This is a genomic window from Streptomyces sp. NPDC059166, from assembly GCF_042755185.1.
In the GTDB taxonomy this organism is placed as follows: domain Bacteria; phylum Actinomycetota; class Actinomycetes; order Streptomycetales; family Streptomycetaceae; genus Streptomyces.
Map to the genome: position 1 here is coordinate 78,239 of NZ_JBHZCI010000025.1, position 26,565 is coordinate 104,803.

At 71.0% G+C, this 26,565-nt stretch carries 26 protein-coding genes and 1 pseudogene; 21 read left to right on the forward strand and 6 right to left on the reverse strand.

The annotated features are described in order from the left end of the window. The first annotated feature begins 7 nt into the window (after positions 1-7). The 3 genes from ACFXOA_RS20040 to ACFXOA_RS20050 are packed head-to-tail and all read left to right on the forward strand — an operon-like array spanning position 8 to position 2,771. The gene (locus tag ACFXOA_RS20040) at positions 8-1,291 is read left to right on the forward strand and encodes an alpha/beta fold hydrolase (protein WP_385029931.1); all 1,284 of its coding nucleotides are present in this window, start codon (positions 8-10) and stop codon (positions 1,289-1,291) included. 12 nt (positions 1,292-1,303) lie between these two features. Next, a complete protein-coding gene (locus ACFXOA_RS20045) occupies positions 1,304-1,957 on the forward strand; it encodes an MBL fold metallo-hydrolase (protein WP_385029934.1) in 654 nt (217 codons plus the stop codon). Positions 1,958-1,991: 34 nt separating this feature from the next. Next, positions 1,992-2,771, forward strand: a complete 780-nt coding sequence (locus tag ACFXOA_RS20050) for an exodeoxyribonuclease III (protein ID WP_385029937.1) — start codon at positions 1,992-1,994, stop codon at positions 2,769-2,771. 183 nt (positions 2,772-2,954) lie between these two features. Here the strand turns inward: ACFXOA_RS20050 and ACFXOA_RS20055 are convergent, their stop codons facing one another. Further along, positions 2,955-3,734: an SDR family NAD(P)-dependent oxidoreductase gene (locus ACFXOA_RS20055; protein WP_385029940.1), complete on the reverse strand. Its 780-nt coding sequence runs from the start codon at positions 3,732-3,734 to the stop codon at positions 2,955-2,957. 107 nt (positions 3,735-3,841) lie between these two features. On the opposite strand from ACFXOA_RS20055, the gene ACFXOA_RS20060 reads away from it, so the two are divergent. The 7 genes and pseudogenes from ACFXOA_RS20060 to ACFXOA_RS20090 all read left to right on the forward strand — a co-directional run. Then, positions 3,842-4,303 (forward strand): DUF6278 family protein, encoded by a 462-nt coding sequence (locus tag ACFXOA_RS20060; RefSeq protein WP_385029943.1) that lies wholly within the window; start codon positions 3,842-3,844, stop codon positions 4,301-4,303. 101 nt (positions 4,304-4,404) lie between these two features. Beyond that, on the forward strand, positions 4,405-5,148 hold the full coding sequence (locus ACFXOA_RS20065; protein ID WP_385029946.1) for an amino acid ABC transporter ATP-binding protein: 744 nt from the start codon (positions 4,405-4,407) through the stop codon (positions 5,146-5,148). A 10-nt stretch (positions 5,149-5,158) separates the two neighbouring features. Next, positions 5,159-6,073: a glutamate ABC transporter substrate-binding protein gene (locus tag ACFXOA_RS20070; protein WP_385029949.1), complete on the forward strand. Its 915-nt coding sequence runs from the start codon at positions 5,159-5,161 to the stop codon at positions 6,071-6,073. 16 nt (positions 6,074-6,089) lie between these two features. Beyond that, entirely contained in the window at positions 6,090-6,734 is a 645-nt protein-coding gene (locus ACFXOA_RS20075) for an amino acid ABC transporter permease (RefSeq protein ID WP_385029952.1), read from the forward strand. Continuing rightward, positions 6,731-7,603 (forward strand): amino acid ABC transporter permease, encoded by an 873-nt coding sequence (locus ACFXOA_RS20080; protein WP_385029955.1) that lies wholly within the window; start codon positions 6,731-6,733, stop codon positions 7,601-7,603. The genes ACFXOA_RS20075 and ACFXOA_RS20080 overlap by 4 nt, the downstream gene beginning before the upstream one ends. 301 nt (positions 7,604-7,904) lie before the next feature. Continuing rightward, the gene (locus ACFXOA_RS20085; RefSeq protein WP_385029958.1) at positions 7,905-8,438 is read left to right on the forward strand and encodes an SRPBCC family protein; all 534 of its coding nucleotides are present in this window, start codon (positions 7,905-7,907) and stop codon (positions 8,436-8,438) included. Between the two features lie 64 nt (positions 8,439-8,502). Further along, a pseudogene (locus ACFXOA_RS20090) lies at positions 8,503-9,342 on the forward strand (glycoside hydrolase family 3 C-terminal domain-containing protein); the annotation flags it as partial. Between the two features lie 122 nt (positions 9,343-9,464). On the opposite strand, the gene ACFXOA_RS20095 reads toward ACFXOA_RS20090, so the two are convergent. Further along, positions 9,465-10,211 (reverse strand): hypothetical protein, encoded by a 747-nt coding sequence (locus ACFXOA_RS20095; RefSeq protein ID WP_385029961.1) that lies wholly within the window; start codon positions 10,209-10,211, stop codon positions 9,465-9,467. A 105-nt stretch (positions 10,212-10,316) separates the two neighbouring features. Between ACFXOA_RS20095 and ggt the strand changes: the two genes are divergently transcribed. Then, the gene (ggt, locus tag ACFXOA_RS20100) at positions 10,317-12,122 is read left to right on the forward strand and encodes a gamma-glutamyltransferase (protein WP_385029964.1); all 1,806 of its coding nucleotides are present in this window, start codon (positions 10,317-10,319) and stop codon (positions 12,120-12,122) included. Positions 12,123-12,278: 156 nt separating this feature from the next. After that, positions 12,279-12,950, forward strand: coding sequence for a glycoside hydrolase family 75 protein (locus ACFXOA_RS20105; RefSeq protein ID WP_385030027.1), 672 nt, complete (start codon positions 12,279-12,281; stop codon positions 12,948-12,950). Between the two features lie 15 nt (positions 12,951-12,965). Here the strand turns inward: ACFXOA_RS20105 and map are convergent, their stop codons facing one another. Then, positions 12,966-13,733: a type I methionyl aminopeptidase gene (map, locus tag ACFXOA_RS20110; protein WP_385029967.1), complete on the reverse strand. Its 768-nt coding sequence runs from the start codon at positions 13,731-13,733 to the stop codon at positions 12,966-12,968. 41 nt (positions 13,734-13,774) lie between these two features. Here map and ACFXOA_RS20115 point away from each other — a divergent pair, with 41 nt between their 5' ends. The 3 genes from ACFXOA_RS20115 to ACFXOA_RS20125 all read left to right on the forward strand — a co-directional run bounded on the left by ACFXOA_RS20115 (position 13,775) and on the right by ACFXOA_RS20125 (position 15,952). Continuing rightward, entirely contained in the window at positions 13,775-14,062 is a 288-nt protein-coding gene (locus ACFXOA_RS20115) for a helix-turn-helix domain-containing protein (RefSeq protein WP_385029970.1), read from the forward strand. Positions 14,063-14,082: 20 nt separating this feature from the next. After that, positions 14,083-14,472, forward strand: coding sequence for a PPOX class F420-dependent oxidoreductase (locus tag ACFXOA_RS20120; RefSeq protein ID WP_385029973.1), 390 nt, complete (start codon positions 14,083-14,085; stop codon positions 14,470-14,472). 124 nt (positions 14,473-14,596) lie between these two features. Then, positions 14,597-15,952: a hypothetical protein gene (locus ACFXOA_RS20125; protein ID WP_385029976.1), complete on the forward strand. Its 1,356-nt coding sequence runs from the start codon at positions 14,597-14,599 to the stop codon at positions 15,950-15,952. 273 nt (positions 15,953-16,225) lie between these two features. On the opposite strand, the gene ACFXOA_RS20130 is transcribed toward ACFXOA_RS20125, so the two are convergent. After that, positions 16,226-17,050 (reverse strand): hypothetical protein, encoded by an 825-nt coding sequence (locus ACFXOA_RS20130; RefSeq protein WP_385029979.1) that lies wholly within the window; start codon positions 17,048-17,050, stop codon positions 16,226-16,228. A gap of 427 nt (positions 17,051-17,477) precedes the next feature. Here ACFXOA_RS20130 and ACFXOA_RS20135 point away from each other — a divergent pair, with 427 nt between their 5' ends. From ACFXOA_RS20135 to hydA, 3 genes are all read left to right on the forward strand, one after another. Next, entirely contained in the window at positions 17,478-18,320 is an 843-nt protein-coding gene (locus tag ACFXOA_RS20135) for a nitrilase-related carbon-nitrogen hydrolase (RefSeq protein WP_385029982.1), read from the forward strand. Next, the gene (locus tag ACFXOA_RS20140) at positions 18,317-19,600 is read left to right on the forward strand and encodes an aspartate aminotransferase family protein (RefSeq protein WP_385029985.1); all 1,284 of its coding nucleotides are present in this window, start codon (positions 18,317-18,319) and stop codon (positions 19,598-19,600) included. Before ACFXOA_RS20135 ends, ACFXOA_RS20140 begins: the two co-directional genes overlap by 4 nt. 89 nt (positions 19,601-19,689) lie before the next feature. Continuing rightward, positions 19,690-21,078, forward strand: a complete 1,389-nt coding sequence (gene hydA / locus ACFXOA_RS20145) for a dihydropyrimidinase (protein ID WP_385029989.1) — start codon at positions 19,690-19,692, stop codon at positions 21,076-21,078. Between the two features lie 32 nt (positions 21,079-21,110). Here the strand turns inward: hydA and ACFXOA_RS20150 are convergent, their stop codons facing one another. Continuing rightward, on the reverse strand, positions 21,111-21,941 hold the full coding sequence (locus ACFXOA_RS20150; RefSeq protein ID WP_385029992.1) for an alpha/beta fold hydrolase: 831 nt from the start codon (positions 21,939-21,941) through the stop codon (positions 21,111-21,113). A gap of 500 nt (positions 21,942-22,441) precedes the next feature. Here ACFXOA_RS20150 and ACFXOA_RS20155 point away from each other — a divergent pair, with 500 nt between their 5' ends. Together ACFXOA_RS20155 and ACFXOA_RS20160 are read left to right on the forward strand one after the other, a co-directional pair. Further along, positions 22,442-23,440, forward strand: a complete 999-nt coding sequence (locus ACFXOA_RS20155) for a TIGR03842 family LLM class F420-dependent oxidoreductase (protein WP_385029995.1) — start codon at positions 22,442-22,444, stop codon at positions 23,438-23,440. A 58-nt stretch (positions 23,441-23,498) separates the two neighbouring features. Next, a complete protein-coding gene (locus ACFXOA_RS20160; protein WP_385029998.1) occupies positions 23,499-25,052 on the forward strand; it encodes an NCS1 family nucleobase:cation symporter-1 in 1,554 nt (517 codons plus the stop codon). Here ACFXOA_RS20160 and ACFXOA_RS20165 read toward each other — a convergent pair. Then, the gene (locus tag ACFXOA_RS20165; RefSeq protein ID WP_385030001.1) at positions 25,015-25,779 is read right to left on the reverse strand and encodes a hypothetical protein; all 765 of its coding nucleotides are present in this window, start codon (positions 25,777-25,779) and stop codon (positions 25,015-25,017) included. The genes ACFXOA_RS20160 and ACFXOA_RS20165 overlap by 38 nt on opposite strands. Positions 25,780-26,054: 275 nt before the next feature. Between ACFXOA_RS20165 and ACFXOA_RS20170 the strand changes: the two genes are divergently transcribed. Then, complete coding sequence (locus tag ACFXOA_RS20170) at positions 26,055-26,411, forward strand: hypothetical protein (protein WP_385030003.1); 357 nt, start codon at positions 26,055-26,057, stop codon at positions 26,409-26,411. The last annotated feature ends 154 nt before the right edge of the window (positions 26,412-26,565 follow it).

Below are 26,565 nucleotides of genomic sequence, written 5' to 3' on the forward strand. Positions count from 1 at the left end.
CGGGCGGGTGAGTGAGACGCCGCCGAACACCCTGCAATACCGCTTTGACGGGCCGGAAGACGCCCCGGTCCTGATCCTGGGCCCCTCTCTCGGAACCACATGGCACATGTGGGACCGCCAGATACCCGAGCTCTCGCAGCACTGGCGGATCTTCCGCTACGACCTGCCCGGGCACGGCGGAGCCCCCGCGCGGCCCGCCGCCGCGGTCCCGGATCTCGCGGACCGGCTTCTCGCCACGCTGGACAGCGTCGGCGTCCAGCGCTTCGGGTACGTCGGGTGTTCGATCGGCGGCGCCGTCGGCGCCGATCTCGCGCTGCGCCACCCCCACCGGGTCGCCGCCCTGGCGCTGGTCGCCGCCTCGCCGCGGTTCGGGACCGCGGACGAGTTCCGGCAGCGCGGGGTGATCGTCCGTACCAACGGCCTGGAGCCGATCGCCCGTACGTCCCCGGAGCGCTGGTTCACCCCCGGGTTCGCCGCCGCGCAGCCGGCCATCGTCGAGTGGGCCGTCCAGATGGTCCGCACCACCGACCCGGGCTGCTACATCGCCGCCTGCGAGGCGCTCGCCGCGTTCGACATCCGCGCACGACTGCCGCGTATCGGCGTACCGACCCTCGTCCTGGTCGGCGCCGAGGACAAGGTCACCGGGCCGGCCGAGGCCCGGAACCTGGTGGCCGGCATACCGGACGCCCGGCTCGCCCTCGTCCCCGACGCCTCCCACCTGGCCCCGGTCGAGCAGCCGGCCGCCGTCACCGATCTGCTGCTCATGCACTTCTCGAGTGCCTGGCAGGACACCCTGGCGTCCATCCCCGCACCGCAGGCCCCGGGCTTCGCCGCACCGTTCGCCCCCGTCGTACCCGTGGCGGAGATCGCACCGGCGGTCGAGCAGCCCGAAGCGACCCCGGAGGGGCGCGGCGAGCTCTACGAGCGCGGCATGAAGGTCAGGCGCGAGGTGCTGGGCGATTCCCACGTCGACGCCGCGACCTCGGCGTCCGACGGCTTCACCGACGACTTCCAGCAGCTCATGACCCGCTACGCCTGGGGTGAGGTGTGGAGCCGGGAAGGTCTCGACCGCAGGTCGCGCAGCTGTGTCTCGCTCACCGCGGTCGTCGCCTCCGGGCATCTGGGCGGCCTCGCGCAGCACGTCAGAGCGGCTCTGCGCAACGGCCTCACGCCCGCCGAGATCAAGGAGGTGCTGCTCCAGACCGCCGTCTACTGCGGGATCCCGGCGGCCGGCGCCGCCTTCGAGATCGCGCAGTCCGTGATCCAGGAGGAAACCACCCCGCCCGCGTAGCAGGATGGAGGGATGAACGAGAACACCACGGATCTGACCCTCACCAAGAAGACCCACGCCTGCATCCGTCTGGAGCGCGGTGGCCGGTCGCTCGTCATCGACCCCGGCAGTTTCACCGAGGACGACGCCGTGCTCGGCGCCGAAGCGATTCTGGTGACGCACGAGCACCTCGACCACTTCGACGAGGCACGGCTCCGCGCGGCGCTGGAGTCCAACCCGGCCGCGCGGCTGTGGACCCTGCGCAGCGTTGCCGATCAGGTGTCGGCGGCGTTCCCGGGACGTGTGCACACGGTGGGGCACGGGGACACCTTCACCGCCGCCGGGTTCGACGTCCAGGTGCACGGCGAACTGCACGCGGTGATCCACCCGGACATCCCGAGGATCACCAACGTCGGCTTCCTCGTGGACGGCACGGTGTTCCACCCCGGCGACGCACTCACCGTGCCCGACCACCCGGTCGACACCCTGATGCTGCCGGTCATGGCCCCCTGGAACAAGATCTCGGAAGTGATCGACTACGTGCGCGAGGTGAAGCCGCGCCGCGCCATCGACATCCACGACGCCCTGCTCACCGACCTCGCCCGCCCGATCTACGACTCGCAGATCGGAAGCCTCGGCGGCGCCGAGCACGCGAGGCTGACCCCGGGTGACGCGACACGTCTCTGACCCGGTTGTCAGTGGGAGACGTTAGGTTTACGGCATGCGCATCGCCACGTGGAACGTCAACTCGATCACTGCCAGGCTTCCGAGGCTGCTGGCCTGGCTGGAGAGCAGCGGCACCGATGTGCTCTGCCTCCAGGAGACCAAGTGCACCCTCGAGCAGTTCCCCGCCGAAGCGCTGCGCGAGGCGGGATACGAATCGGCGGTCAACGCCACCGGCCGGTGGAACGGCGTCGCGCTGCTGTCCCGTGTGGGGATCGAGGACATCGTCACGGGGCTGCCCGGCGGTCCCGAGTACGAGGGCGTCCAGGAGCCGAGGGCGGTGTCGGCGACGTGCGGCGGAGCGAGGCTCTGGTCGGTCTACGTGCCCAACGGCCGTGAGGTCGCGCACGACCACTACGCCTACAAGCTGCGCTGGCTGGAGGCGCTGAAGGCGGCCGTCGCGCAGGACGCCGCCGGTGCGCTGCCGTTCGCCGTCCTCGGTGACTACAACATCGCGCCCACCGACGAGGACGTCTGGGACCCGGCCGTCTTCGAGGGCGCCACACACGTCACGCCCGCCGAGCGGGAGGCGCTCGCCGCGCTGCGCGGGACGGGGCTCTCGGACGTGGTGCCGCGCCCGCTCAAGTACGACCGCCCCTACTCCTACTGGGACTACCGGCAGCTCGCCTTCCCCAAGAACCGAGGCATGCGCATCGACCTCGTCTACGGGAACGCCCCCTTCGCGGCCGCTGTCAAGGACAGTTACGTCGACCGTGAGGAGCGCAAGGGCAAGGGAGCCTCCGACCACGCCCCCGTCGTCGTCGACCTCGACGTCTGAGCGTCCGCGGCCTTCCGCCCGCGCCGCGCCGAACAGGCTGCAAAGAGAGGACCCGGGTTCGAATCCTGACGGCCCGGCTACGGCCGGGCCGTGGTGCAGCGGCCCAGCGCATTGTCTCCGTCGCCGACTCAGATCTCGGGCACTCACGATGCCGCCCCTCCCGCGAGGGGCGGCATCGAGCGTTCAGTGGACCGAGAACCCGCCGTCCACGAACAACGACTGCCCGGTCACATAGGCGGAGGCGTCGCTCGCCAGGAACACGGCGGCCCCCGCGAAGTCCTCGGCGAGCCCGTTGCGTCCCACCATGGTGCGCGCCGCCAGCGCCGCCACCCGCTCCGGGTCCGACGACAGCCGCTGGTTGAGCGGTGTCATGACGAATCCCGGCACCAGGGTGTTGCAGGTGACGCCGTACGGAGACCACGCCTCGGCCTGCGAGCGGGCCAGGGACTCCAGGGCCCCCTTGGACACCCCGTAGGCGCCGCTCTGGACGAAGGCCCGGTGGGCCTGCTGGGAGGTGATGTGAATGATCCGGCCGAAGCCCCGCTCGGCCATCCCGGGACCGAAGCGACTGCTCAGAAGGTGCGGCGCCTTGAGGTTCACCGTCATCGTGGTGTCCCACACCTCCTCGTCGATCTCGTTCATCGGCGGCCGGAGGTTCACTCCCGCACAGTTGACGAGGATGTCCGGCTCGCCGAACGCCGCAGCCGCCTGCTCACCGGCGGAACGTACACCGTCACCGGTACCGAGATCGGCGCTCACCCAGGCCGCCCGGCAGCCCTCCGCGGCGAGTTCACCGACGGTCCGCTCCAACTCCGCCTGCCTGCGGGCCACGACCACGACGGCGGCCCCCGCACGGGCCAGTGCGCCGGTGATGGCGCGACCGATCCCGGAGCTGCCCCCGGTCACCACGGCGACCCGGCCTTCCAGCGAGAAGAGTTCGGAGAGGTACTTCTGGGGTGTCATTCCCGTACCTTAGTCGGATGGCCGGATCATGTACGTCGGCGGTCCCGGAACCGCCACAGTCGCGTGCCCTGCGATGCGGAACGCCCGCGCGGTGAGATCCTGATGGTATGAACTTCCCCTTCCTGGACAACTGGCGTAAGCGCGTGGGCGGTACGCGGGAGGCGGCGCTCGCGGAGGCCGTGGAGACCGACCCGGACGGCGTGGCCGAACTGTTCGCGGAATGTGAACTTCTGCGGGCCCGCGCCGGCGACTGCGGACTCGAACTGGACGACTCCCCGGCATCGTTGTCCGAGCTCGACCAGCTGCCGCCGATCTGGCGCGACGACCCGGAGGAACTGCCCTGGGTGGGGAACGACGCGGGTCTCTACCTGGGCACCGTGCTGGTGCGCACGGTCCCGGGCGCCGCATGGGACATCCTCGCCGGCGGGAAACCCGTGGTGCGCCTCGCGTCCGGCCGTGAGATCGACGTGGTCGCCGCGGGCCTGGACTGGGCGATGTCGGGCAGCCCCGAGCTCTCCGAGATGTACGCCGAGTCCGCGGAGAGCGGGCCGGAGGCCAAAGCGCGATAAACAGCCTTATGGGCCGCGGGTGCGTGTCGCCCCGGCCCTCGTGCCCACCCCGGATAGTTTGCGCTGACCTCGACACAAGCGACAAGTGGGTAGGGCAGCGAATGGCCGTCGATCCTTTGATCGAACTGCGGGACGTCAACAAGCACTTCGGGACGTTGCACGTGCTGCAGAACATCAACCTCACCGTCGGCCGCGGGGAGGTGGTGGTGGTCATCGGGCCTTCGGGGTCGGGGAAGTCCACCCTGTGCCGGACCATCAACAGACTCGAGACGATCGAGTCGGGTCATATCGCCATCGACGGGAAGCCGCTCCCCGAGGAAGGGAAGGGACTCGCCGAACTCCGTGCCGAGGTGGGCATGGTCTTCCAGTCCTTCAACCTCTTCGCCCACAAGACGGTCCTGGCGAACGTCTCGCTGGCGCAGCTCAAGGTCCGCAAGCGCAAGAAGGACGAGGCCGACCAGCGTTCCCGGGAGCTTCTGGAGCGGGTGGGTCTCGCCTCCCAGGCGGACAAGTACCCCGCCCAGCTCTCCGGCGGCCAGCAGCAGCGTGTCGCGATCGCGCGCGCCCTCGCCATGGACCCCAAGGCACTCCTCTTCGACGAGCCGACATCCGCCCTCGACCCGGAGATGATCAACGAGGTGCTCGAGGTGATGCAGCAGCTCGCCCGGGAGGGCATGACCATGGTGGTCGTCACCCACGAGATGGGTTTCGCCCGGTCGGCGGCGAACCGCGTGGTCTTCATGGCCGACGGACGCATCGTCGAGGACCGCACCCCGGAGGACTTCTTCACCTCCCCGGAGAGCGACCGCGCCAAGGACTTCCTGTCCAAGATCCTCAAGCACTGACAGGGGCACCGTGGTGCGTACCAAGAACATCGTGGCCTTGCTGACCTGCCTCCTGGCGGTCGCCCTCGCCGCGGGCTGCGGCAGGGAGGGCAGCCCGCCCGTCAAGGGCCCCAAAGCGGGCGAGCTGCCCCGCTACACCGTGGACACGTCCTTCCGGCTGCCGGAGTCCAGGACCTGGACGAAGGCGAAGAAGCGCGGTCACCTCGTGGTGGGCGTCAAGGAGGACCAGCCCTACCTCGGGGAGAAGGACCCGGCCTCCGGGGTCTACTCGGGCTTCGACATCGAGATCGCCCGCATGATGGCGGCGTCACTCGGCTTCGAACCGAAGACCATCCGCTTCCGGACCATCGCCTCGGCCAACCGTGAGACGGCGCTCCAGAACGGGCAGATCGACTACTACGTCGGCACGTACACGATCAACGACATGCGCAAGAAGCTGGTGGGCTTCGCCGGTCCCTACTACATGGCGGGCCAGGGGCTCCTCGTCCGCACGGACGAGAACGACATCCACGGTCCCCAGGACCTGGCGGGCAAGACGGTCTGTTCGGCCGCGGGCTCCACCCCGTACCAGCGCATCGCCGCCGACTTCCCCGACGCCGACCTCGTCGCCTACGACACCTACTCGATCTGCGTCGACAACCTCCTGACCTTCCAGGTCGACGCCGTCACGACCGACGACGCGATCCTGCTCGGATTCGCGGCGAAGGCACCCGACGAGATGAAGGTCGTCGGCAAGCCCTTCTCCGAGGAGCCCTACGGCATCGGAGTGCCGCGCAGCGACAACGCACTGCGTGCCGCTCTCGACGACGCGCTGGAGGCGAACGAGAGGAACGGCAACTGGAAGAAGGCGTTCGAGGCGACCCTCGGGCTCTCGGGAGTTCCCGCTCCGAAACCCCCGCCCATCGACCGCTACCCGGCGAACTGAGGGGCCGGCCACCACCATGGACGTACTGACAGACAACTTCTCGCTCTACGGCAAGGGCTTCCTCGGCACCCTCGAACTCACCGTCTACGCCTCGATCCTGGCGCTGGTGCTCGGTTTCGTCATGGCGTCCTTCCGGGTCGCTCCGGTCGGCTCGCTCCGGGCGATCGGAACCGTGTGGGTCACGGTGCTCCGCAACACGCCGCTGACCCTGCTGTTCTTCGCCGTGCTCCTGGGCCTGCCCCGCTTCGGCCTGGTCCTGCCCTTCCAGGTCTTCGCCGTCATCGCGCTCGGCTGCTACACCTCCGCCTTCATCTGCGAAGCGCTGCGGTCCGGCATCAACACCGTGCCCACCGGGCAGGGGGAAGCCGCCCGGAGCCTGGGCATGTCGTTCAGCCAGTCGCTGGGCACCGTGGTCCTCCCGCAGGCCTTCCGGACGGTGATCCCGCCCGTGGGATCCACCCTCATCGCCCTGGCGAAGAACTCCGCCATCGCCGGGGCCTTCAGCGTCACCGAGCTCCTCGGGACGTACAAGACACTCAACGAACTCGGCTACAGCATCATCTGGTCCTTCGTCTGGATCGCCGTCGGCTATCTGATCATCACCCTCGCCATCAGCGCCCTCTTCAACTTCCTGGAGAAGCGCTGGGGAGTCACCCGATGACCCACACCACCGCCACCGCCTCCGCGCTCTACGACATCCCGGGTCCCGCGACCCGCAAACGGCACCTGCTCTACGGAATCATCTCGACAGCGGTGATCCTCGGACTCTTCGCCTGGATCCTCTATCTGCTCTTCGACACGGACCAGTTCACCAGCGCCAAGTGGACGCCCTTCACCTACAAGGGCATCCAGGAACTGCTGCTGCGCGGGCTCGGCAACACCCTGAAGGCCTTCGCCTGCGCGGCGGTGCTCTCCCTCGCCCTCGGCGCGGTCCTCGCGGTCGGACGCCTGTCCGACCACCGGCCGGTCCGCTGGATCGCGACCGTGCTGGTCGAGTTCTTCCGCGCGATGCCGGTGCTGGTGATGATCTTCTTCATCTTCGTCGCGCTCAAGGTCCAGCCCCTGCCGGCCCTGGTGGCGGGGCTGACCCTGTACAACGGATCGGTGCTCGCCGAGGTCTTCCGGACCGGGATCAACTCCGTGGAACGCGGGCAGCGCGAGGCCGCGTACGCGCTGGGCATGCGCAAGACCCAGGTGACCACCTTCGTCCTCGCGCCCCAGGCCGTCCGCGCGATGCTGCCCACGATCATCAGCCAGCTGGTGGTGGCCCTGAAGGACACCTCCCTGGGATATCTGATCACCTACGAGGAATTCCTCCACGCGGGGAAGCTGATCGCGTCGAACCTCGACTACGACCTGCCTTTCATCCCGGTGGTCATGGTGATCTCGCCGATCTACATCGGGATGTGCATGCTGCTCTCGTGGTTCGCCACCTGGGTGGCCAGACGTCAGCGGCGCAATCCGAAGACCGAGGGCACGGGAGTCGCCACCGCGGAGCCGGGAACGGTGCTGCCGGGGCGGCCGCAGTAGAGCCGGCCCGCCGGTACGGCGGCAGCCGGTGATCACTCCCCGCGACGGACCCGGCCGGATGCCGGAGCTTCGCGGCGGGGGAGAAGGTCAGCTGCGCGTCGGCCGGAACAGGGCCATGGAGAGTGAGGGGGCTCAACCGGACAGTCCGCCGCGGTGCGGGGTGGTCCCACGTCGTCCTGGAGGGGACGTGGGACCACCCCGCACCCGCGCGCGAGGAGCCGCGGGCCACTGATACCGGCGGGCCGGGTCGTACGATCGGAGTACTGGGGCGGCGGACGTCCGCCCTGCCGGGGGAGCGCACATGCGATACGCCGAAGGGCCCAGCACAGCACGTCGGATCAGGATCGCCGCAGGGCCGGACCGGGTCTGGGAGATCCTGGCCGATGTCGAGGCCATGGCCCGCTGGAGCCCCGAACTGGTGCGGGTGGAGTGGCAGGACGGTGCCGGAGCCCCGGCGACGGGAGCCCGTTACATCGGGCACAACGAGCACCCCGTGAACGGGGAGTGGCGGACCGTCGCGCACTTCACCGAGTGCGAGCCGGGCCGGAGTCTGGTCTGGTGCGTCCTCGACGCCGAGGGGCGTTACGGGGAGCCGGCCGCGACGACGGGGGGCCGCATGGCGACCTGGTCGTTCACCCTGGAGCCCGGGACGGACGGAGTCCTGCTGACCCAGACGGTCACCATCGGCCCAGGCCGGAGTGGTCTGACCGCCTACATCGAGAAGGCGCCCGAGCGCGAGGAGGCGATCATCGCCTACCGGCTCGACGAGTTGGGCAAGGGCATGGAAGCGACGCTGAAGGGCGTCAAGGACGCCGTGGAGGCCGGCGCGAACTGAGGCTGGGCCTCCGCCCGCCGCCCGCGTCGGGCTTCTCCGAGCACCGGGAGCCTCCCGTGTGTGACTGCGGCCGGTGCGGACCGAGTACGGCGACGACAGGGTGCCCGTCCTCGCTCTCAAGGCCGGTGCCGACCAGTTGCTGTTCCCGCCCGACATCGACGTCGCGTACAACGGCGTCCTCGCCGCGGTCCGCAGCGGGGAGATCACCGAGGACCGCCTCGACGAGTCGGTCCTCCGCGTCCTGAGGATCAAGGACAAGGCGGGGCTGCTCACAGGCAGCCCCTACGTCTCCCCGAAGGACGTCGACCGGGTCGTCGGTGCCCGCCTGCACCGGCTCGCCGCCTCCCGCATCGCCGAGCGCACCACGACGCTGCTGGTCAACAAGGACCGTACGCTTCCCCTGCGCCCCGGCCGGAGGAAACTTCTCGTCGTGGGTGCCAGCCCGGCGTTCCCGACCGACAGCACCCGCACCACGGTGCCCGTGCTGGCCGAGGTCTTCGGTGAACTGGGCTACAGCACCACCCACCTGGCAACCGGCCGGACACCCGACGCGGCGGCGATCGACGCGGCCGTGGCCGCCGCACGGGGCCGGGACGCGGTGGTGGTCACCACCGACAACGTCGGCGCCACCAGCGCCCAGCGCACCCTGGTCTCCCGGCTGCTGTCGACCGGCGTACCCGTGGTCCACCTGGCCGTGCGCAATCCCTACGACATCGCCCACCTCGGCGAGGTGCCGGCATCGCTGGCGTCCTACTGCTGGACCGAGGTCGAACTGCGCGCCGCCGCACGGGTGATCGCGGGGCGCGTCGCCCCTCGTGGCAAGCTGCCCGTGCCCGTCCAGCGGGCCGACGATCCGGCCGAGACCCTCTTCGCGGCCGGTCACGGCCTGTCGTACCGCGACTGACGGACGCCCCGTCGCCTTCCGGCGCCGGTGCGCGCTTCCGCTTCGGGAGCGCGCACCGGCGTCTCGCCGCAGGGGCGGCCGGATCCGCGCGCGGCCGGGCGCGGGTGACACCCCGGCGGGCCTCAGCCGGCGGCCCGGTGGGAGGTGCGGGGCGACGCCGGGACCGGAGCCTGCGCGGGTCTGGTGACGTCACCGATCAGCTCGACCACATCGGGTCCGTAGGCCTGGGAGTTGACCACCTTGAGCAGCAGGACGAAGGAGCCGTTGCGGTACTTGCGCTGCAGCTTCTCGTGGTTGCGCATGAGGTAGCGGGAGGCCGCCTGGTTGGTGATGGCGCGCTGACCGCAGAACAGGAAGACGGGGCGGGCGTCCTGATTACCCGTCAGTCTGGCCAGCAGGACGACCTCCGAGACGCCCGGTTCCAGCCGGTAGCGCTCCGAGCCGATCTGGAAGGCGGCGCGGTCGGGTCCGGGCTCGGGGCCCGTATTGATGCTCACACCGGGAAGCAGGGACTGCAGGTGCGCGGCCATGCGCCGGTTCGAGGCCGGCCCGCCCACGCAGAACTCGGTGCGTTCGCCGAAGCCCTGTTGAGCGGTGTCGTGGGAGACGATCCGGGCGTGTGCCGAGCAGTCCTTGATCAGGGCGGAGAGTTCGAGCAGGGCGAAGACGTCGTGGCGGTGGACCGCGCCGTCGCCGCTGGTGTCGCGATTGACGACGAGCAGGCACTCCGAGTTCCCCGGCATCCCGAAGAACTCCTGCTTGCGGCGGAGCTTGCGCCGCCACAGGTACGTACGGGCGATCCAGCCGAGAGCGGCGCTGATCCCGGCGGCTATGAGACCGAGGACGATGTTGCGTACGTCGTCATTCATGAGCGCGCATATTAGCGGCCGGTTCGGACAGATGGCCGATGCGGTCCTGACGATCCGGCAGACGCGGCGTTACCCTGCGCGGACGATCCTTCACAGGAGGTACGGATGCGTCGTTCCGTCGGCCGGAATGTGTCGTTCCTAAGTGTGATCGCCGTCATCGGCTCGCTCGGCGCCGCCGCTCCCGCGGCCTCGGCGCCACCCGCCCCGCCTCCCAAGTCACCGGTGGCGGTCGGGTACGGGGGAGCGGTGTCGAGTGTCGACGCGGACGCCACGGCGGCCGGGATCGAGGTGCTCCGCAAGGGAGGGAACGCGGTTGACGCCGCCGTGGCCACCGCGGCCGCCCTGGGAGTGACCGAGCCGTACTCCGCGGGCATCGGGGGCGGTGGTTACTTCGTCCACTACGACGCACGGACCGGGCGCGTCGAGACCGTGGACGGCAGGGAGACGGCCCCGCGCAGCGCGGACTCCTCGCTCTTCCTGGAGAGCGGGAAACCGATCCCCTTCAACGACGCCGTCACCAGCGGCCTGAGCGTCGGCACCCCCGGTACGCCGGCCACCTGGCAGAAGGCGCTCGACGCGTGGGGCAGCAAGCCGCTCGGTCGGCTGCTCGAACCGGCCGAGCGGCTGGCCCGCGACGGGTTCACCGTGGACGAGACCTTCCGCTCGCAGACAGCCGCCAACCAGGCCAGGTTCGCGGATTTCCCCGCAACCGCGGAACTCTTCCTGCCCGGCGGCGAGTTGCCGGTCACCGGATCGGTCTTCAAGAACCCCGACCTCGCCCGCACCTACCGGACGATCGGACGTGAGGGCGTCGACGAGCTCTACCGGGGCCGGTTGGCCAGGGACATCGTGTCGACGGTGCGCAACCCGCCCGTGGACCCCGCCTCGACCCGGGTGGTGCGCCCGGGGGGTCTGACCGTCGCCGACCTGAAGGGGTACCGCGCCCTGCGTCAGGCACCGACGAGGAGCGGGTACCGAGGGCTCGACGTGTACGGCATCGCGCCGTCCTCCTCCGGCGGTACGAGCGTCGGCGAGGCGCTCAACATCCTGGAATCCACGGATCTTTCGAAGGTGAGCGAAGCGGCGTACCTGCACCGTCTCATCGAGGCGAGCAGGATCGCGTTCGCCGACCGGGGCCGCTGGCTGGGTGATCCCGCGTTCGAGGACGTGCCCACGAGGGAGCTCCTCAGCCGGCGCTTCGCCGACTCCCGTGCATGCCTCATCAAGGACGACTCCGTCCTCCCCAGCCCGGTCGCCCCCGGCGACCCGCGCCGCCCCGTGCCGTGCGCGAGTGGGGGGACGGCCGCCCCGACGACGTACGAGGGGGAGAACACGACACACCTGACCACCGCCGACAGGTGGGGCAACGTGGTCGCGTACACCCTCACGATCGAGTCGACCGGCGGCAGCGGCATCACCGTCCCCGGGCGGGGATTCCTGCTCAACAACGAGCTGACCGACTTCTCGTTCGCCCCGGCGAACCCCGCGGTGCACGACCCGAACCTGCCCGGTCCGTCCAAGCGCCCCCGCTCGTCGATCTCGCCGACCGTCGTGCTGGACCACGGAAAGCCCGTACTCGCTCTGGGGTCACCGGGGGGCGCCACCATCATCACCACCGTCCTCCAGTCGCTGACCGGCCACCTCGACCGGGGACTTCCGCTCGTCGACGCGATCGCGGCGCCGCGTGCCAGTCAGCGCAATTCGCCCACCACCGAGATCGAGCCCGGACTGTGGAACAGCCCGGTGCGCGGGCAGCTGGAAGCGATCGGACACGTGTTCAAGGAGAATCCGGAGATCGGGGCGGCCACCGGCATCCAGCGGCTGCCCGGCGGGCGCTGGCTGGCGGCTGCTGAAAAGGTGCGGCGTGGCGGCGGCTCGGCCATGGTGGTGCACCCGAGCGGCCGACCGTGACGGTGCTGCGCGGGTGAGCGTCCTCGGGGCCGGTACGGACGCTCGCGTCGTACCGGCCCCGAGGACGTGGAGCGGCTCGGCCGCGTCCGTAAGGGAGGCTCCGCCCGGGGCCTCCGAGTCCAGTGAAAGGGCATCCCCACGGTGCGACGAACACGCATGCTCGCCCTCGCCGCCTCCGCGGCAGCTCTGGCCGCCTCCGCCCTTCCCGCCGCTGCGGGCTCCGCGGCCGGCGGCGTGAGCGAAGGGACGGTCGGCGCCGCCGAACTGCTGGACCGGGTCAGGGACTGCACCCGGATCTCCCACGGGAAGTACCGGACGGACCAGGGTGCCCCGGCGGACATTCCGGTGTGCGGGACGAAGGAGGCCGTGTTCTGGACGGCGGACATGGACATCGACTGCGACGGGAGATCCACGAAGGTCTGCAACAGGAAGGCCGACCCGTCGTTCCAGGCCCGGACGGCCTTCCAGACGTCCACCGGAAAGGCACTGGACGCCGCCACCCTGCCGTACATCGTGGTCCCCGGGCCGGGACCGGTGTGGAAGTACGCCGAGTGGGGGATTGAGGGCGGAAGTGTGGCCGCGGTCATCCATGAAGGGAAGGTCCGCTACGCGGTCGTCGGCGACACCGGTCCGACCGGCATCATCGGTGAGGCGTCCTACGCGACCGCCAAGGGCCTCGGCATCGATCCCGACCCGAGGACGGGGGGCGCCGCCTCCGGGGTGACCTATATCGTGTTCCGGAATTCCCAGGTCACGCCCATCGAGGACCACACGGCCGCGGTCAGCGAAGGGGAGGAGCTCGCCCGGGCGTTCGTGTCGGGCGGCTGAGCGGCGCGACCGGTGTCAGAGGGCGGTCAGGATGCGGGGGCCGCGCTCCGTCACAGCCACCGTGTGCTCGGCGTGGGCGGCGCGGCTGCCGTCATCCGTCCGGAGGGTCCAGCCGTCCGGGTCGGCGTGGAAGACGTCCTGGCCGCCGGCGATCAGCATCGGTTCGATGGCCAGCACCATCCCGTGCTTCAGAGGCATGCCGCGTCCGGGGCGTCCCTCGTTCGGCACGGAGGGGTCCTCGTGCATCTGCCGGCCCACGCCGTGCCCGCCGAAACCCTCCGGGATGCCGTACCCGGCCTTCCTGCAGACCGTGCCGATGGCGTGGGCGATGTCGCCGATCCGGTTGCCGACGACGGCCGCGGCGATGCCCGCGTCCAGTGCCTCGAACGCGGTCTCGACGAGGCGGACGTCCTCCTGCCTCGGCCTGCCGACGATGAAGCTGACCGCGGAGTCGCCCGCCCAGCCGTTCAGGGTCGCGCCCGCGTCGATGCTCACCAGGTCGCCGTCACGCAGCCGGTACCCGTCCGGGATGCCGTGCACGATGGCGTCGTTCACGGAGGCGCAGATCACCGCAGGGAACGGGGTGGGGGCGAAGTGGGGCTTGTAGTGGAGGAAGGGCGAGCCCGCACCGGCCTCACGCAGTACGCCGTGCGCGATCTCGTCGAGTTCGCGCAGTGACACGCCGACCTTCGCGGCATCCCGCGCGGCGTCGAGCATCCGCGCGACGACCCGGCCGGTCTCACGCATCGCTTCGATGGACGAATCCGTCTTGAGTTGAACCATGCCAATTACTATACCGGTCCGACCGGTATTAGAATGACGGCATGGTCCGTACCCCCCTGACCCCCGAAGAGCGCCGCCGCGGCGAGCGGCTCGGCGAACTGCTGCGCGAGGCGCGCGGCGGGCGCAGTATGACCGCGATCGCCGCGAGCGCGGGAATCTCGGCCGAGACGCTACGCAAGATCGAGACGGGGCGGGCGCCCACCCCCGCCTTCTTCACGGTGGCGGCTCTCGCCGGAGCGCTCGGGCTCTCCATGGACGAGCTGCTCACCCGGTGCGGACCCGCGGTGGGGGTGGTGCCGGAGCCGGGGGCGCTGCCCCTCACCGCATGAGGCCGGATAGGCTCCCGCCCGTGACTCTCCAGGACTTCGCCCGCAGTGAGTACGTCAGCCTGACCACGTACCGGAAGGACGGCACCCCCGTCGCGACACCCGTGTGGGCGGCGGCGGACGGTCACGTGCTGTACATCTGGACCCGGTCCGACTCCTGGAAGGTCAAGCGGCTGCGCAACGACAGCCGGGTCCGTGTGACGGTCTGCGACGTCCGGGGCCGGATCGCGGACGGCGCGCCGAGCGCCGAGGGTGCGGCCAGGCTCCTCGACGCCCGGGAGACGGGCGGGGTGCGCAAACTGCTCGCCCGTAAGTACACCTGGAAGTTCTGGCTGGTGGACTGGCCCGCCATGGTCGCGCGGCTCGGGAAGCGCCCCCACACGGGGATCGCGGTCGAGTTCGGCGAAGCCTGAGCCCTCGTGTCGCGACCGCGCCGCATCAGCTCCGAAAAGCGCGCGTAGCCGGTCCGTAACACGCCTGCGGTCGAATGCCCGCGGACTGGAATGCTCCAGTCCCTGGCGACCGATGAGGGCGACGGTGACAGTGCGTCAACAGGCTGCGGAAGTAAGGGCGTTCGCCGACTACCTGCGGGATCTGGCCGCCTTGCTCGATCCTGGACAAGGCTGGTACGGGGTCTTCCGCGCGCGAGATCCCGAAGGCATGCGCGCCTGCTTCGAAGGGCGCGAGGTGCCGCCCTGGGACGTGGTCGAGTCGCTGCTGCAGGACCTCGCCGCGGTACGCGGGGCCGGGTTCGCGGCCCGGGAGTCCCTGCGGGCGGCGGCGCTGTGCGCGGCTTCGGCCGCAGCTCACGACCGGCGCCCCGGAGGCAGGCAGGCCCTCGTCGACCGTCTGGGCGTGATGCTCCAGGAGCAGTCCTACGCGGCCCGGAGGATGCGGGCCGCTGGAGCGGGCGGGCCGGGCGCGCAGGCGGGTGAGTCGGACGCCCTGGCGTGGGCGCGGGACGATCACGCCAGGGCCACGGCCCGCTGCGACGAACTCCGCGACCGGCTCTCGGCCGTGGACGGTACGGTGCCGGACGCCTGGTTCGGGGAACAGGGCGCCGCCGTGCCGAGCCCCGCCGCCGAGGCGCCCGGCCCCCGTCGGCCGGAGGACCCCGGGGCCTCCCGGGAGCGCGCCGGCGAGCATCAGCGGGTCGCGGTCGCGAGACGCCGCAAGCCGCGGGGAGCGCGGTTCGCCGGACTGGAGGCCGACGAGGAGGATGCCGCGCCCATGCCGTCGGCGGTGCCCGTGCTGCCTGCGCCCTCCCCGGCGACCGCGGCGCCGCGCGGCGCACGGTTCGGAGGTGCGGCGGTCGGACGGGAGCCCGAACCGATCCGGCGGGCGGACGCCGAGCCCGACCCCGCGGTGCTCCGGGCCGCCGACGACACCGTCACCCTGCTCCTGGGGCTGCGCGCCCAGGGCCGCACCGGAGAGGCGCACGTCGTGCTCTGCGAGGCCGCGGGCCGGCCCGCCGGGCATCTGCCTGTGCTCGCCGTCGCCCTGCACCGGGCCGGCCTGGACGCCGACTGGGCGACCCTCCTGTGGGAGGTGTCCACTCTTCCGCCGTCGGAACTTGCCGCCGCCGCAGGTGCGTTGGCCGCGGCAGGCCGTGCCGGCGACTGCCGGCAGCTGCTCCGCCAAGGGGTGTCCAGGCCGGCCGCCGAGGTAGCCGATGCCGTCGTCGCACTCGACCGGGCAGGACTTGAACCGGAGGCGCGGGCCCTGCTGGGGGCGTTCGTCCGTGCACACACGCCGGAGGACTCGGCACGCATCGCGGAGCGCGGCCCCCGGCGCCTCGTGTCCCAACTGATCGCCGCCGCAAGGGAGGTGTCCGCAGCCCACGAGTGGGACGTGGTCCACGCCCTGCGGGTCGCCGGCATCGCGGCCCCCTGACGCCGCCCGGTGGGGGAGGGCGGGAGCCCGCCCCGAGCGGACCGGCCGGCCGGGGGTCCCGTGCGCCCCGAGCGGACCGGCCGCCGGATGCCCCCGTTGTGCCCCGAGCGGACCACCGGCCGGTCCGATACCCGCGGGGCCTTCACTCCGATGTCCGCGGGGCCTTCACGGTGGTCAGTGGCCGGTCGGAGAACCCGTGGAAGCGCGTCCGGCGGCCCCCGGGCAGGTCCGGCGCCCACCACCGGGAGAGTGCGGCGGAGTGCGCCGACCGGTTCAGCGGACCCCGAGAAGCCCGTCGAGCAGTCCGCCGACCAGTTCGCCGAGCGGGCCACGTTCGCCGTCCGTCCCCTCGCCGTCCGTCCCCTCGTCGGACGGTTCCTGGGCGCCGCCACCGGCGGGAGCGGGGGTGTCCGCGTCCGGCCCGGCGCCGGCCGAGGGGTCCTCCGCGCCCCGGTCGCCGCCCGCGCCCCCGGCCTGGGCGGCGGGCTCCGGGGCGGACACGTCGCCGGTGCGACCAGCCTCCTCGGACGGCCCCCTCGCCGGAGCCACGACCGCCTGACCGGACTGCGGCGGGTCGATCACGGGGATTGCGCCGGGGTCACCCGAACCCCTGCGCGGTTCAGGTGTCACGGCCGGTGCGGCGGCGGGTGGCAACTCCTCCTCGGCGGCACCGGCCTGCTCCGTGGGCGCCGGGCGCGGTGTGCGGCCGTCGGCCGCGGTCGCGCCCGGCGCGGCGTCGCGGTCCAGGCCCATGGCCCGGGGCAGCCGCAGGAAGGGTGCGGTGGAGTCGCCTCCGGCCAGGGTGGCCGCCAGGGTCGCGGCGTAGCAGGCGCAGCAGAGCGCGGCGATCGTCCCCGCCCGGCGCCATGTCCGGCCGCGCCGCCCCGTCGCGTCGACGAAGACCGGGCCGTCGGAGGGGGTGGCGCTCGGGTTGTCCCGCGCGGAGACGAGGGCCGCGTGGTCCGGGTCCACGTCCGCCACGGCATCCCCGTCCGGGGCAGCCACCTGATCGCGCGCCGCCGGGCCGGGTCCGCCGTCCCCGCTCGGTACTGCTCCGCTCTCCCGCTTCTCGTCCGCCACTGCCCCGCGTATGCCCATGGGCCTCTCCACCGTGTCTGCCCGTCCGGGCGGAAGTCGTCTTCGAGGGGTTCGCGCGGGTGCGCCCCGGGAGTCCCGGCTGCGTCGCCGGCCCCTTCCCCTCCTCGCATCCGGTTCGGAGCCAACGGCCTTCCGGATTGGTCCTATCGGCTGCTGAACCGATAACCGCAGGAGGCGGTTTGAGGTAACGCGCGCTTCCCCCGGGATCTCCGCGCCTTGTCGCGATCGCGCACTCAGGGTTTCCCGGTCCCCGGCCCGTGTTCTCGCGGGTGTGGACCGCTCGGGTACGAAACATGATCGACTCAGCCGGTTCACGGCGATGGTCTTGCCCCGTTGTGTGACGGGGCTTACGTTCTCCTCCTATGCACCGTGTCTACGGGCGTAGAGAACGCAGAGGCTCTCTGACGCCGCGTCGAAGGAGCAGCTCATGTCCCACGTCGTACGCGCCGCACTCGTCCAGGCGACCTGGACCGGCGACACCGAATCGATGATCGCCAAGCATGAGGAACACGCGCGCGAGGCAGCCCGGCAGGGTGCGAAGATCATCGGCTTCCAGGAAGTCTTCAACGCCCCGTACTTCTGTCAGGTCCAGGAGCCGGAGCACTACCGCTGGGCCGAAGCCGTCCCGGACGGGCCGACCGTCCGCCGTATGCAGGACCTCGCCCGCGAGACGGGCATGGTCGTCGTCGTCCCGGTCTTCGAGCTGGAGCAGTCCGGCTTCTACTACAACACGGCCGCCGTGATCGACGCCGACGGCTCGTACCTGGGCAAGTACCGGAAGCACCACATCCCCCAGGTCAAGGGGTTCTGGGAGAAGTACTACTTCAAGCCCGGCAACGCCGGCTGGCCGGTCTTCGACACGGCCGTCGGCAAGGTCGGCGTCTACATCTGCTACGACCGGCACTTCCCGGAAGGATGGCGGCAACTCGGTCTCAACGGGGCTCAGTTGGTGTACAACCCGTCGGCCACCTCGCGAGGGCTCTCCGGCTACCTGTGGCAGCTGGAGCAGCCCGCATCCGCCGTCGCCAACGAGTACTTCATCGCCGCGATCAACCGCGTGGGCCAGGAGGAGTACGGGGACAACGACTTCTACGGCACGAGCTACTTCGTCGACCCGCGCGGCCAGTTCGTCGGCGAGGTGGCCAGTGACAAGGAGGAGGAACTCCTCGTGCGGGACCTCGACTTCGGCCTGATCGAGGAGGTCCGTCAGCAGTGGGCCTTCTACCGGGACCGCAGGCCCGACGCCTACGAGGGGCTGGTGGAGCCGTGAGCGCACTGCACGAGAGGCACCTGGCCGTCAGCCCCGACTGGCTGGCGCTCTACTACCGTCAGCCGCTGGAGCTGACCCACGGCGAGGGGCGTCACGTCTGGGACGCGGACGGAAACCGCTACCTCGACTTCTTCGGCGGCATCCTCACCACGATGACCGCGCACGCCCTGCCCGAGGTCACCAAGGCCGTCTCCGAGCAGGCCGGGCGGATCATCCACTCCTCGACCCTCTACCTCAACCGGCCCATGGTCGAACTCGCCGAACGGATCGCCGCGCTCTCCGGCATTCCGGACCCGCGGGTCTTCTTCACGACATCGGGCACAGAGGCCAACGACACCGCGCTGCTGCTGGCCACCGCCCACCGGGGGTCCAACCAGATCCTGGCGATGCGCAACAGCTACCACGGCAGGTCGTTCTCCGCCGTGTCCGTCACGGGCAACAGGTCCTGGTCGACGACCAGCCTGTCGCCGTTGCAGACGATGTACGTCCACGGAGGGGTCCGGGGCCGGGGGCCCTACGCCGAGCTGAGCGACGACAGATTCATCAAGGCATGCGTGGCCGACCTCGAGGACCTGCTCGGACACACCAGGGGTGCCGCCGCGCTGATCGCCGAACCGGTCCAGGGGGTGGGCGGGTTCACCGCCCCGCCCGACGGTCTCTACGCGGCCTTCCGCGAGGTCCTCGACCGGCACGGAATCCTCTGGATCTCCGACGAGGTGCAGACCGGCTGGGGGCGCACCGGCGACCACTTCTGGGGCTGGCAGGCCCATGCTTCCAGCGGACCGCCCGACATCCTCACCTTCGCCAAGGGGATCGGCAACGGGATGTCCATCGGCGGCGTCGTCGCCCGGGCCGAGGTCATGAACTCGCTGGACGCCAACTCCATCTCGACGTTCGGCGGTTCACCGATCACCATGGCCGCCGGGCTCGCCAACCTCTCCTACCTGCTGGAACACGATCTCCAGGGCAACGCCCGGCGGGTCGGCGGACTCCTCATCGAGCGGCTCCGGGCGGTCGGCGCCGCCTCGCCCGCCGTGCGGGAGGTACGCGGACGGGGGCTCATGATCGGTGTCGAACTGGTCAGGCCCGGCAGCGACGAGGCCGACCCGGACGCCGCGGCGGCCGTACTCGAAGCGGCCCGCGAGGGCGGACTGCTCATCGGCAAGGGCGGTGGCCACGACACCAGCGTCCTCCGGATCGCGCCGCCGCTCTCACTCACCGTCGAGGAGGCCGAGACGGGCGCGGCCATCCTGGGCGAGGCGTTGCGGGCGGCCGGTTAGGACCCCCGGCTGCCCGCCCGTCCTCCGCGGGCGGGCAGCCGGCCACCTCGGCGACCGGGTCAGGTCGCCGACGCGAATGGAGACGAGTAGTGACACGCACTCTGATCACCGGCGGACTGGTCGTCACGGCGTCCGACGAACTCCACGTGGACGTGCTCGTGGAGGGCGGACGGGTCGTCGCCCTCGCGACTCCTGGAAGCCACGGCTGGACCGCCGACCGGGTCCTCGACGCCACGGGGAAGTACGTCCTCCCGGGCGGTGTCGACGCGCACACCCATATGGAGATGCCGTTCGGCGGCACGTACGCCGCCGACACCTTCGAGACGGGGACCCGGGCCGCCGCCTGGGGAGGCACCACGACCATCGTGGACTTCGCCATCCAGAGCATCGGCGGCTCACTTCAGGAAGGGCTCGACGCCTGGCACGGGAAGGCCGACGGCAGGTGCGCCATCGACTACGCCTTCCACATGATCCTCTCGGACGTGAACCGGTCGACGCTCAAGGAGATGGACCGTCTGGTGGCGGAGGGTGTCACCTCCTTCAAGCTCTTCATGGCCTACCCGGGGGTGTTCTACAGCGACGACGGCCGGATCCTCCGCGCCATGCAGCAGGCCTCCGGCAACGGAGGCCTGATCATGATGCACGCGGAGAACGGCATCGCCATCGACGTCCTGGTCGAGCAGGCACTCGCCGAGGGACGCACCGACCCGCGTCACCACGGCGACGTCCGCAAGGTCGCCCTGGAGGCCGAGGCCACCCACCGCGCCGTCCAGCTGGCCCGGGTCGCCGGATCGCCGCTCTACGTCGTGCACGTCTCCGCGGACGAGGCCGTCGCCGAGATCGCGAGCGCCCGCCACAAGGGGCTCCCGGTGTTCGGCGAGACCTGTCCGCAGTACCTCTTCCTCTCCACGGACAACCTCGCCGAACCGGACTTCGAGGGCGCCAAATACGTGTGCTCGACACCGCTGCGCCCGCGGGAGCACCAGGAGGTGCTCTGGCGCGGGCTGCGGAACGACGAGCTGCAGGTCGTGTCCACCGACCACTGCCCGTTCTGCTTCTCCGGCCAGAAGGAGATGGGCCGCGGGGACTTCTCCAAGATCCCGAACGGCATGCCCGGTGTGGAGAACCGCATGGACCTGCTGCACCAGGCGGTCGTCGAGGGCCGGATCTCGCGCCGGCGCTGGATCGACATCGCCTGTGCCTCACCGGCCCGGATGTTCGGGCTCTACCCGAAGAAGGGCACCGTGGCACCGGGCGCCGACGCCGACATCGTCATCTACGACCCGGCCGCCGAGCAGACCATCTCCGCCGCGACCCATCACATGAACGTCGACTACTCCGCCTACGAGGGGAAGCGTGTGACGGGCCGGGTGGAGACGGTGCTCTCGCGGGGCGTCCCGGTCATCGAAGGAGGCGAGTACGTGGGGCACCCGGGGCACGGTACCTATCTGCCCCGGGGGACGTGCCAGTACCTCTGAGGGCCTTCGTCGGCCGCTTCGCGGGCGGGGTCCTACTCCCTGACGAAGGCCAGGAGGTCGGGGTTGATGACCTCCGGGTGGGTCGAGAGCATCCCGTGGGGGTAGCCCTCGTAGGTCTTCAGCCGGCTGTCGGCGAGGAGCTTCGCCGACAGCGGCCCGGCGTCCTCGTAGGGGACGACCTGGTCGTCGGTGCCGTGGGCGACCAGGACGGGGACCTGGATGCTCTTGAGGTCCTCGGTGAAGTCGGTCTCCGAGAAGGCCTTGATGCACTCGTAGTGCGCGTTGGCCGCGCCCCGCATGCCCTGCCGCCACCAGTTGTCGATGAGCCCCTGCGACACCTCGGCACCGGGGCGGTTGAATCCGTAGAAGGGGCCCGAGGCCACCTCGATGTAGAACTGCGCGCGGTTGGCCGCGAGGGAGGCGCGGAAGCCGTCGAAGACCTCGATCGGGAGGCCGCCGGGGTTCGAGGCGGACTTCACCATGACCGGAGGCACCGCGCTGACCAGAACTGCCTTGGCGACCCGTCCCGGCTCCGCCCTGGCGACGTACCGCGCCACCTCGCCGCCGCCGGTGGAGTGGCCGATGTGCACGGCGCCGCGCAGGTCGAGTGCCTCGGTCACCGCTGCCACGTCGGCCGCGTAGGTGTCCATCTCGTGTCCGCCGGCGCTCTGGCCGGAGCGTCCGTGGCCCCGCCTGTCGTGTGCGACGACCCGGTAGCCGTGGGAGAGGAAGAACAGCATCTGGCTGTCCCAGTCGTCCGCGCTGAGAGGCCATCCGTGGTGGAACATGACCGGCTGGGCGTCGCGCGGACCCCAGTCCTTGTAGAAGATGCTCGTGCCGTCTGCGGTGGTGACCGTGCCCATGTCGATCCTTCGGCTGGAGACGCTGGAACCGCCCGCGCGACGACGATGGGTGCGGGCGGGCGGGGAACTCTCGCGTGCGCGTGTCGGACGGCCTCGCGGGCGGATCCGCGTCCACCGGTGGCAAGGCCGAGGCCCAACTCTGGGAACCATACCGGCAAGCGACAAACCTCTCATTTCGTGCATCCGGCGGAGGTGGGCCGGGTCGCCCGCCCGACGCCCTTCCGGGCGTCCCGCGCCGGGCGCCTCCGGTCCGGGCCGGCGCGTGGGCCGCCCCCCGAAGTCCGCGACGAGGTCCAGGGCGGTCGCTCCGCGACTCGCCTCGCCCCGGAGCCGCAGTGCCGGGCCCGCGCGGCCCGGCGTGGAAGGCTGCCCTCGGGGCGCGTCGTCCGGGGAGCGTTCCGCGGCCCTGCCGCCCGCGTGCCGGACGACTCACCCACCGGCCGGTCGCGGCGTCCACACCCGCGTGCCACGTGTCAGTACTTCGGCTAGGAGCATCTGTCATGGAATTTGGGCTCGTCCTCCAGACCGACCCGCCCGCCTCGGCGGTCGTCGGCCTCATGCGCCGCGCGGAACGCAACGGCTTCCGCTACGGCTGGACCTTCGACTCGACGGTGCTGTGGCAGGAACCGTTCGTCATCTACAGCCGGATCCTGGAACACACCGAACGGCTGACCGTCGGACCGATGGTGACCAATCCGGGGACCCGCACCTGGGAGGTCACCGCATCCACCTTCGCCACCCTCAACGAGATGTACGGCAACCGCACCGTCTGCGGCATCGGCCGCGGCGACTCCGCGATGAGGGTGGCGGGCCGCAAGCCCAACACCCTGGCGCGCCTCGGCGAGGCCATCGACGTGATCCGGGACCTCGCCGAGGGCCGGGAGGCCGAGGTCGACGGGCAGGCGGTCAGGCTCCCCTGGGTGAAGGAAGGCAGGCTCCCCGTCTGGATGGCCGCGTACGGGCCCAAGGCCCTCGCGCTGGCCGGGGAGAAGGCCGACGGCTTCATCCTCCAGCTGGCCGACCCCTACCTCACCGAGTGGATGGTCAAGGCGGTACGCGACGCGGCGGCCGCGGCGGGCCGGGACCCGGACTCCCTGACCATCTGCGTCGCCGCGCCGGCCTATGTCGGCGACGACCTGGCGCACGCGCGTGAACAGTGCCGCTGGTTCGGCGGAATGGTGGGCAACCACGTCGCCGATCTCGTCTCCCGCTACGGGGAGCACTCCGGTCTCGTGCCGGAGGCCCTCACCCAGTACATCGAGGGGCGCTCCGGTTACGACTACAGCCACCACGGCCGGGCCGGCAACCCGGACACGGCGTTCGTCCCGGACGAGATCGTGGACCGTTTCTGCCTGCTGGGCCCGCCCGAGGCGCACATCGAGAAACTCATGACCCTGCGGGACCTCGGCGTCGACCAGTTCGCCGTCTACGACATGCACGACGCCCGCGAGGCGACCATCGACGCGTACGGCTCCAAGATCATCCCCGCGCTCTCCTGACTCCTCCGCACCTCCGCGCCCCGCACGGCACATCTCCCGAGCGAAGGGTCACCACACCATGACCGCCACCGCCCCACCCCCGCCACCGCCCGCCTCCGGCGGGCCGATATCCGGTTCCACGGGCCGGGCCGAGCTCGCCCCCGGAGCAGTCCCCGGCGACTCCCGGTTCGTCAACGACGACCTGCTGCCGGTGCCACTGGAGCGCCGCACCTGGACGACGTACAACTTCGCCGCGCTGTGGATCGGGATGGCGCACAACATCCCGTCCTGGCTGCTCGCCTCCGGGCTCGTGGCCCTCGGCATGGACTGGAAGCAGGCCGTACTCACCATCGCGCTGGCCAATGTGATCGTGCTGGCGCCGATGCTGCTGACCGGACACGCCGGTCCCAAGTACGGCATCCCCTTCCCCGTGCTGGCCCGTGCCTCCTTCGGGCTGCGCGGCGCCAACCTGCCGGCGCTGATCCGGGCGGCGGTCGCCTGCGCCTGGTTCGGGATCCAGACCTGGATCGGCGGGGTGGGGATCTTCACGCTGCTGGGCAAGATGTTCGGCGGCTGGGCGCAAGCCGGAGAGATCGGCGGTCAGCCCTGGACACTCTGGCTCTGCTTCGTCCTGTTCTGGGCCCTCGAACTCGCGATCATCCACCGGGGCATGGACACCCTGCGCCGCTTCGAGAACTGGGCGGCACCCTTCGTCCTCGTCGGCGCCGTCGTGCTGCTGGTCTGGATCGCGGTCAAGGCGGGCGGCTTCGGTCCGCTGCTGGACCAGCCCTCGGCGCTCGGCTGGGGGTCGGACTTCTGGCCGGTCTTCTTCCCCTCCCTCATGGGCATGATCGCCTTCTGGTCGACGCTCTCCCTGAACATCCCGGACTTCACCCGCTTCGGAGCCGGGCAACGCGCCCAGATCCGGGGTCAGTCGCTCGGGCTCCCCACCACGATGACCTTCTTCGCGCTGCTCTCGGTCTTCGTCACCTCCGGATCGCAGGCGGTGTACGGGGAGGCGGTCTGGGACCCGGTCCAGCTCGTCGCGAGGACCGACAACGTCTTCGGTCTGCTCTTCGGCCTCGTCACCGTGCTGATCGCGACCATCTCCGTGAACATCGCGGCCAACGTCGTCTCGCCGGCCTACGACCTCGCCAATCTCGCCCCCAAGCTGATCAGCTTCCGCACCGGCGCCCTGATCACCGGTGTGGTGGGTGTCCTGATCATGCCGTGGAAGCTCACCGAGACCCCCGAGCTCTACATCTTCACCTGGCTCGGGCTGGTGGGCGGCCTGCTGGGGACGGTGGCCGGAATCCTGATCGCCGACTACTGGATCGTCCGCCGGACCGTCCTGCACCTGCCCGATCTCTATCTGCCGGGCGGCCGGTACTGGTACACGGCGGGCTGGAACTGGCGTGCGGTCGTGGCCTTCGCCGTCGGCGGTGTCCTCGCGGTGGGCGGTTCGCACTCCGCCCCGGGCGCGGGGCCGTTCCCGGACGACGGACTCGTCCCGTTCCTGAGGCCGCTCGCCGACTACGGCTGGGCCGTCGGTCTGGCCTCCTCGCTCGTGCTGTACACGTCGCTGAGCCAGGGGGTCAGGAGGGGGCGGACGTCCGGCCGAGCAGGGAGCTGATGTCCACCGTCTCGTCCGCGGACGGCGTGGCCGTGGGAACCGGCTCGTCGTAGTCGGTGAGGTCCACGGCCGCGTCCGCTCCGCCGCCCCGCAGCGTGACGCGTACGGGGTGGTGTTCGCCTCCGGTGTCCACGTACGTGGTCGTGGTCGGACGGCCGCCGTCGGTCCTGGTCACGGGTATCGCCCGTACCCCGTCGACGGTGGTCGCCTCGCCCTTGGTGAACCGCGCGTCCGGCGAGCCGGGGTTGTCGGAGACGAGTTCGCGGAAGGTGTCCAGGTCACAGGCCTGCACGGCGGGACGCAGCCTGGAGTCGGAGGCGTCGCCCTTGAGATACCGGCCGGCCACGACGGCCTCGAAGGCCTCGCCTCCGATCGGCACCTGGTTCTCCCAGAAGTCGGCGTCCGGCTTCACCCAGACGTCGTCGCCCCGTTTCACGATCTCGATGTCGCCCTTACCGCTCCCCAGATCGATGTCGCCCGCGCAGTTCCCGGACCGGTCGAGGCTGAGGTCGACGGTCATCGGGTCCCTGCCCTCACCCAGGTCGCCCTGCGCGCGGAGGCGCAGCGAGTCGGCGCCGAGCAGGGCTTCCCGGGAACGGTCGGCGATCTGCTGCGCGGGGAGGGACTCGAAGCCGTCGTCGGCGCGAGCCGCCGCACCCGTGGTGACGGTGAGTACGACGACGGCCGCGCAGGCGGCTGCACGGGCTGCGATGCGCTGACCTGTCACGGTGCCTCCTCGGAGAACGCCCCTGGTCAAGGCCCTTGCGGGGTTCACCCCTTTCAGCGAGCGTACGCCTGCGCGCGGTCGCGTGCGCGGCGGACCTGGTGCACGGAGAGTGATTCCGCGCGCCGTTTTCCGCTACGGAACGTGGGGGATGAGCTGCCGTGAAGACCACTTGAACCGACCCGGATCCACCGGAACGGCCCGCCTCATCCGAACCGAGACGGATGTACCGGAACCGGCCCGGATCATCCGCACCGGTCCGTAGCGAAGGGGAGAACATGAAGAAGCCGTACCGCGGGAGCGCCGTCCGGTCCCTGACGAGGGGCGCGACCGTCCTGGGACTGGCCGTCGCCCTGGCCGCGCCCGCCACGGGCGCGGTTGCCGTGGCGCCAGCCGCGACCCCTCCGGGCCTGTCCTGCGACACGGGGAAGCACGCCGTCGACGACTACACCGGCTACGCGCTCTGCAGGAACGACGGCACGGCCACCCAGACCTTCTGGGTCCACCTGGTGTGCGGCTGGTCCCCGGATGTGGACGGCGACCACGTCACACTGCGGCCGGGTGAGTCCGGGCAGTCGACGGCACACTGCGCCGGTCTGGGCACGGGAATCGGCGAGATCCACGTCCGTCCGTAGCGCCGTGCCGTGCGCGCGCACGTACGGCGGCCGCGCCGCCGTGGCGGCCCCGGTGCGGGGTCCTTGAGCGCACCCTCCCGCCTCGTTACCCTCCAGTAGACCCGCCCGGGCGGGCCCCGGGCGCATGCCGGGGGCGGTGCCCCCGCTGACGCGA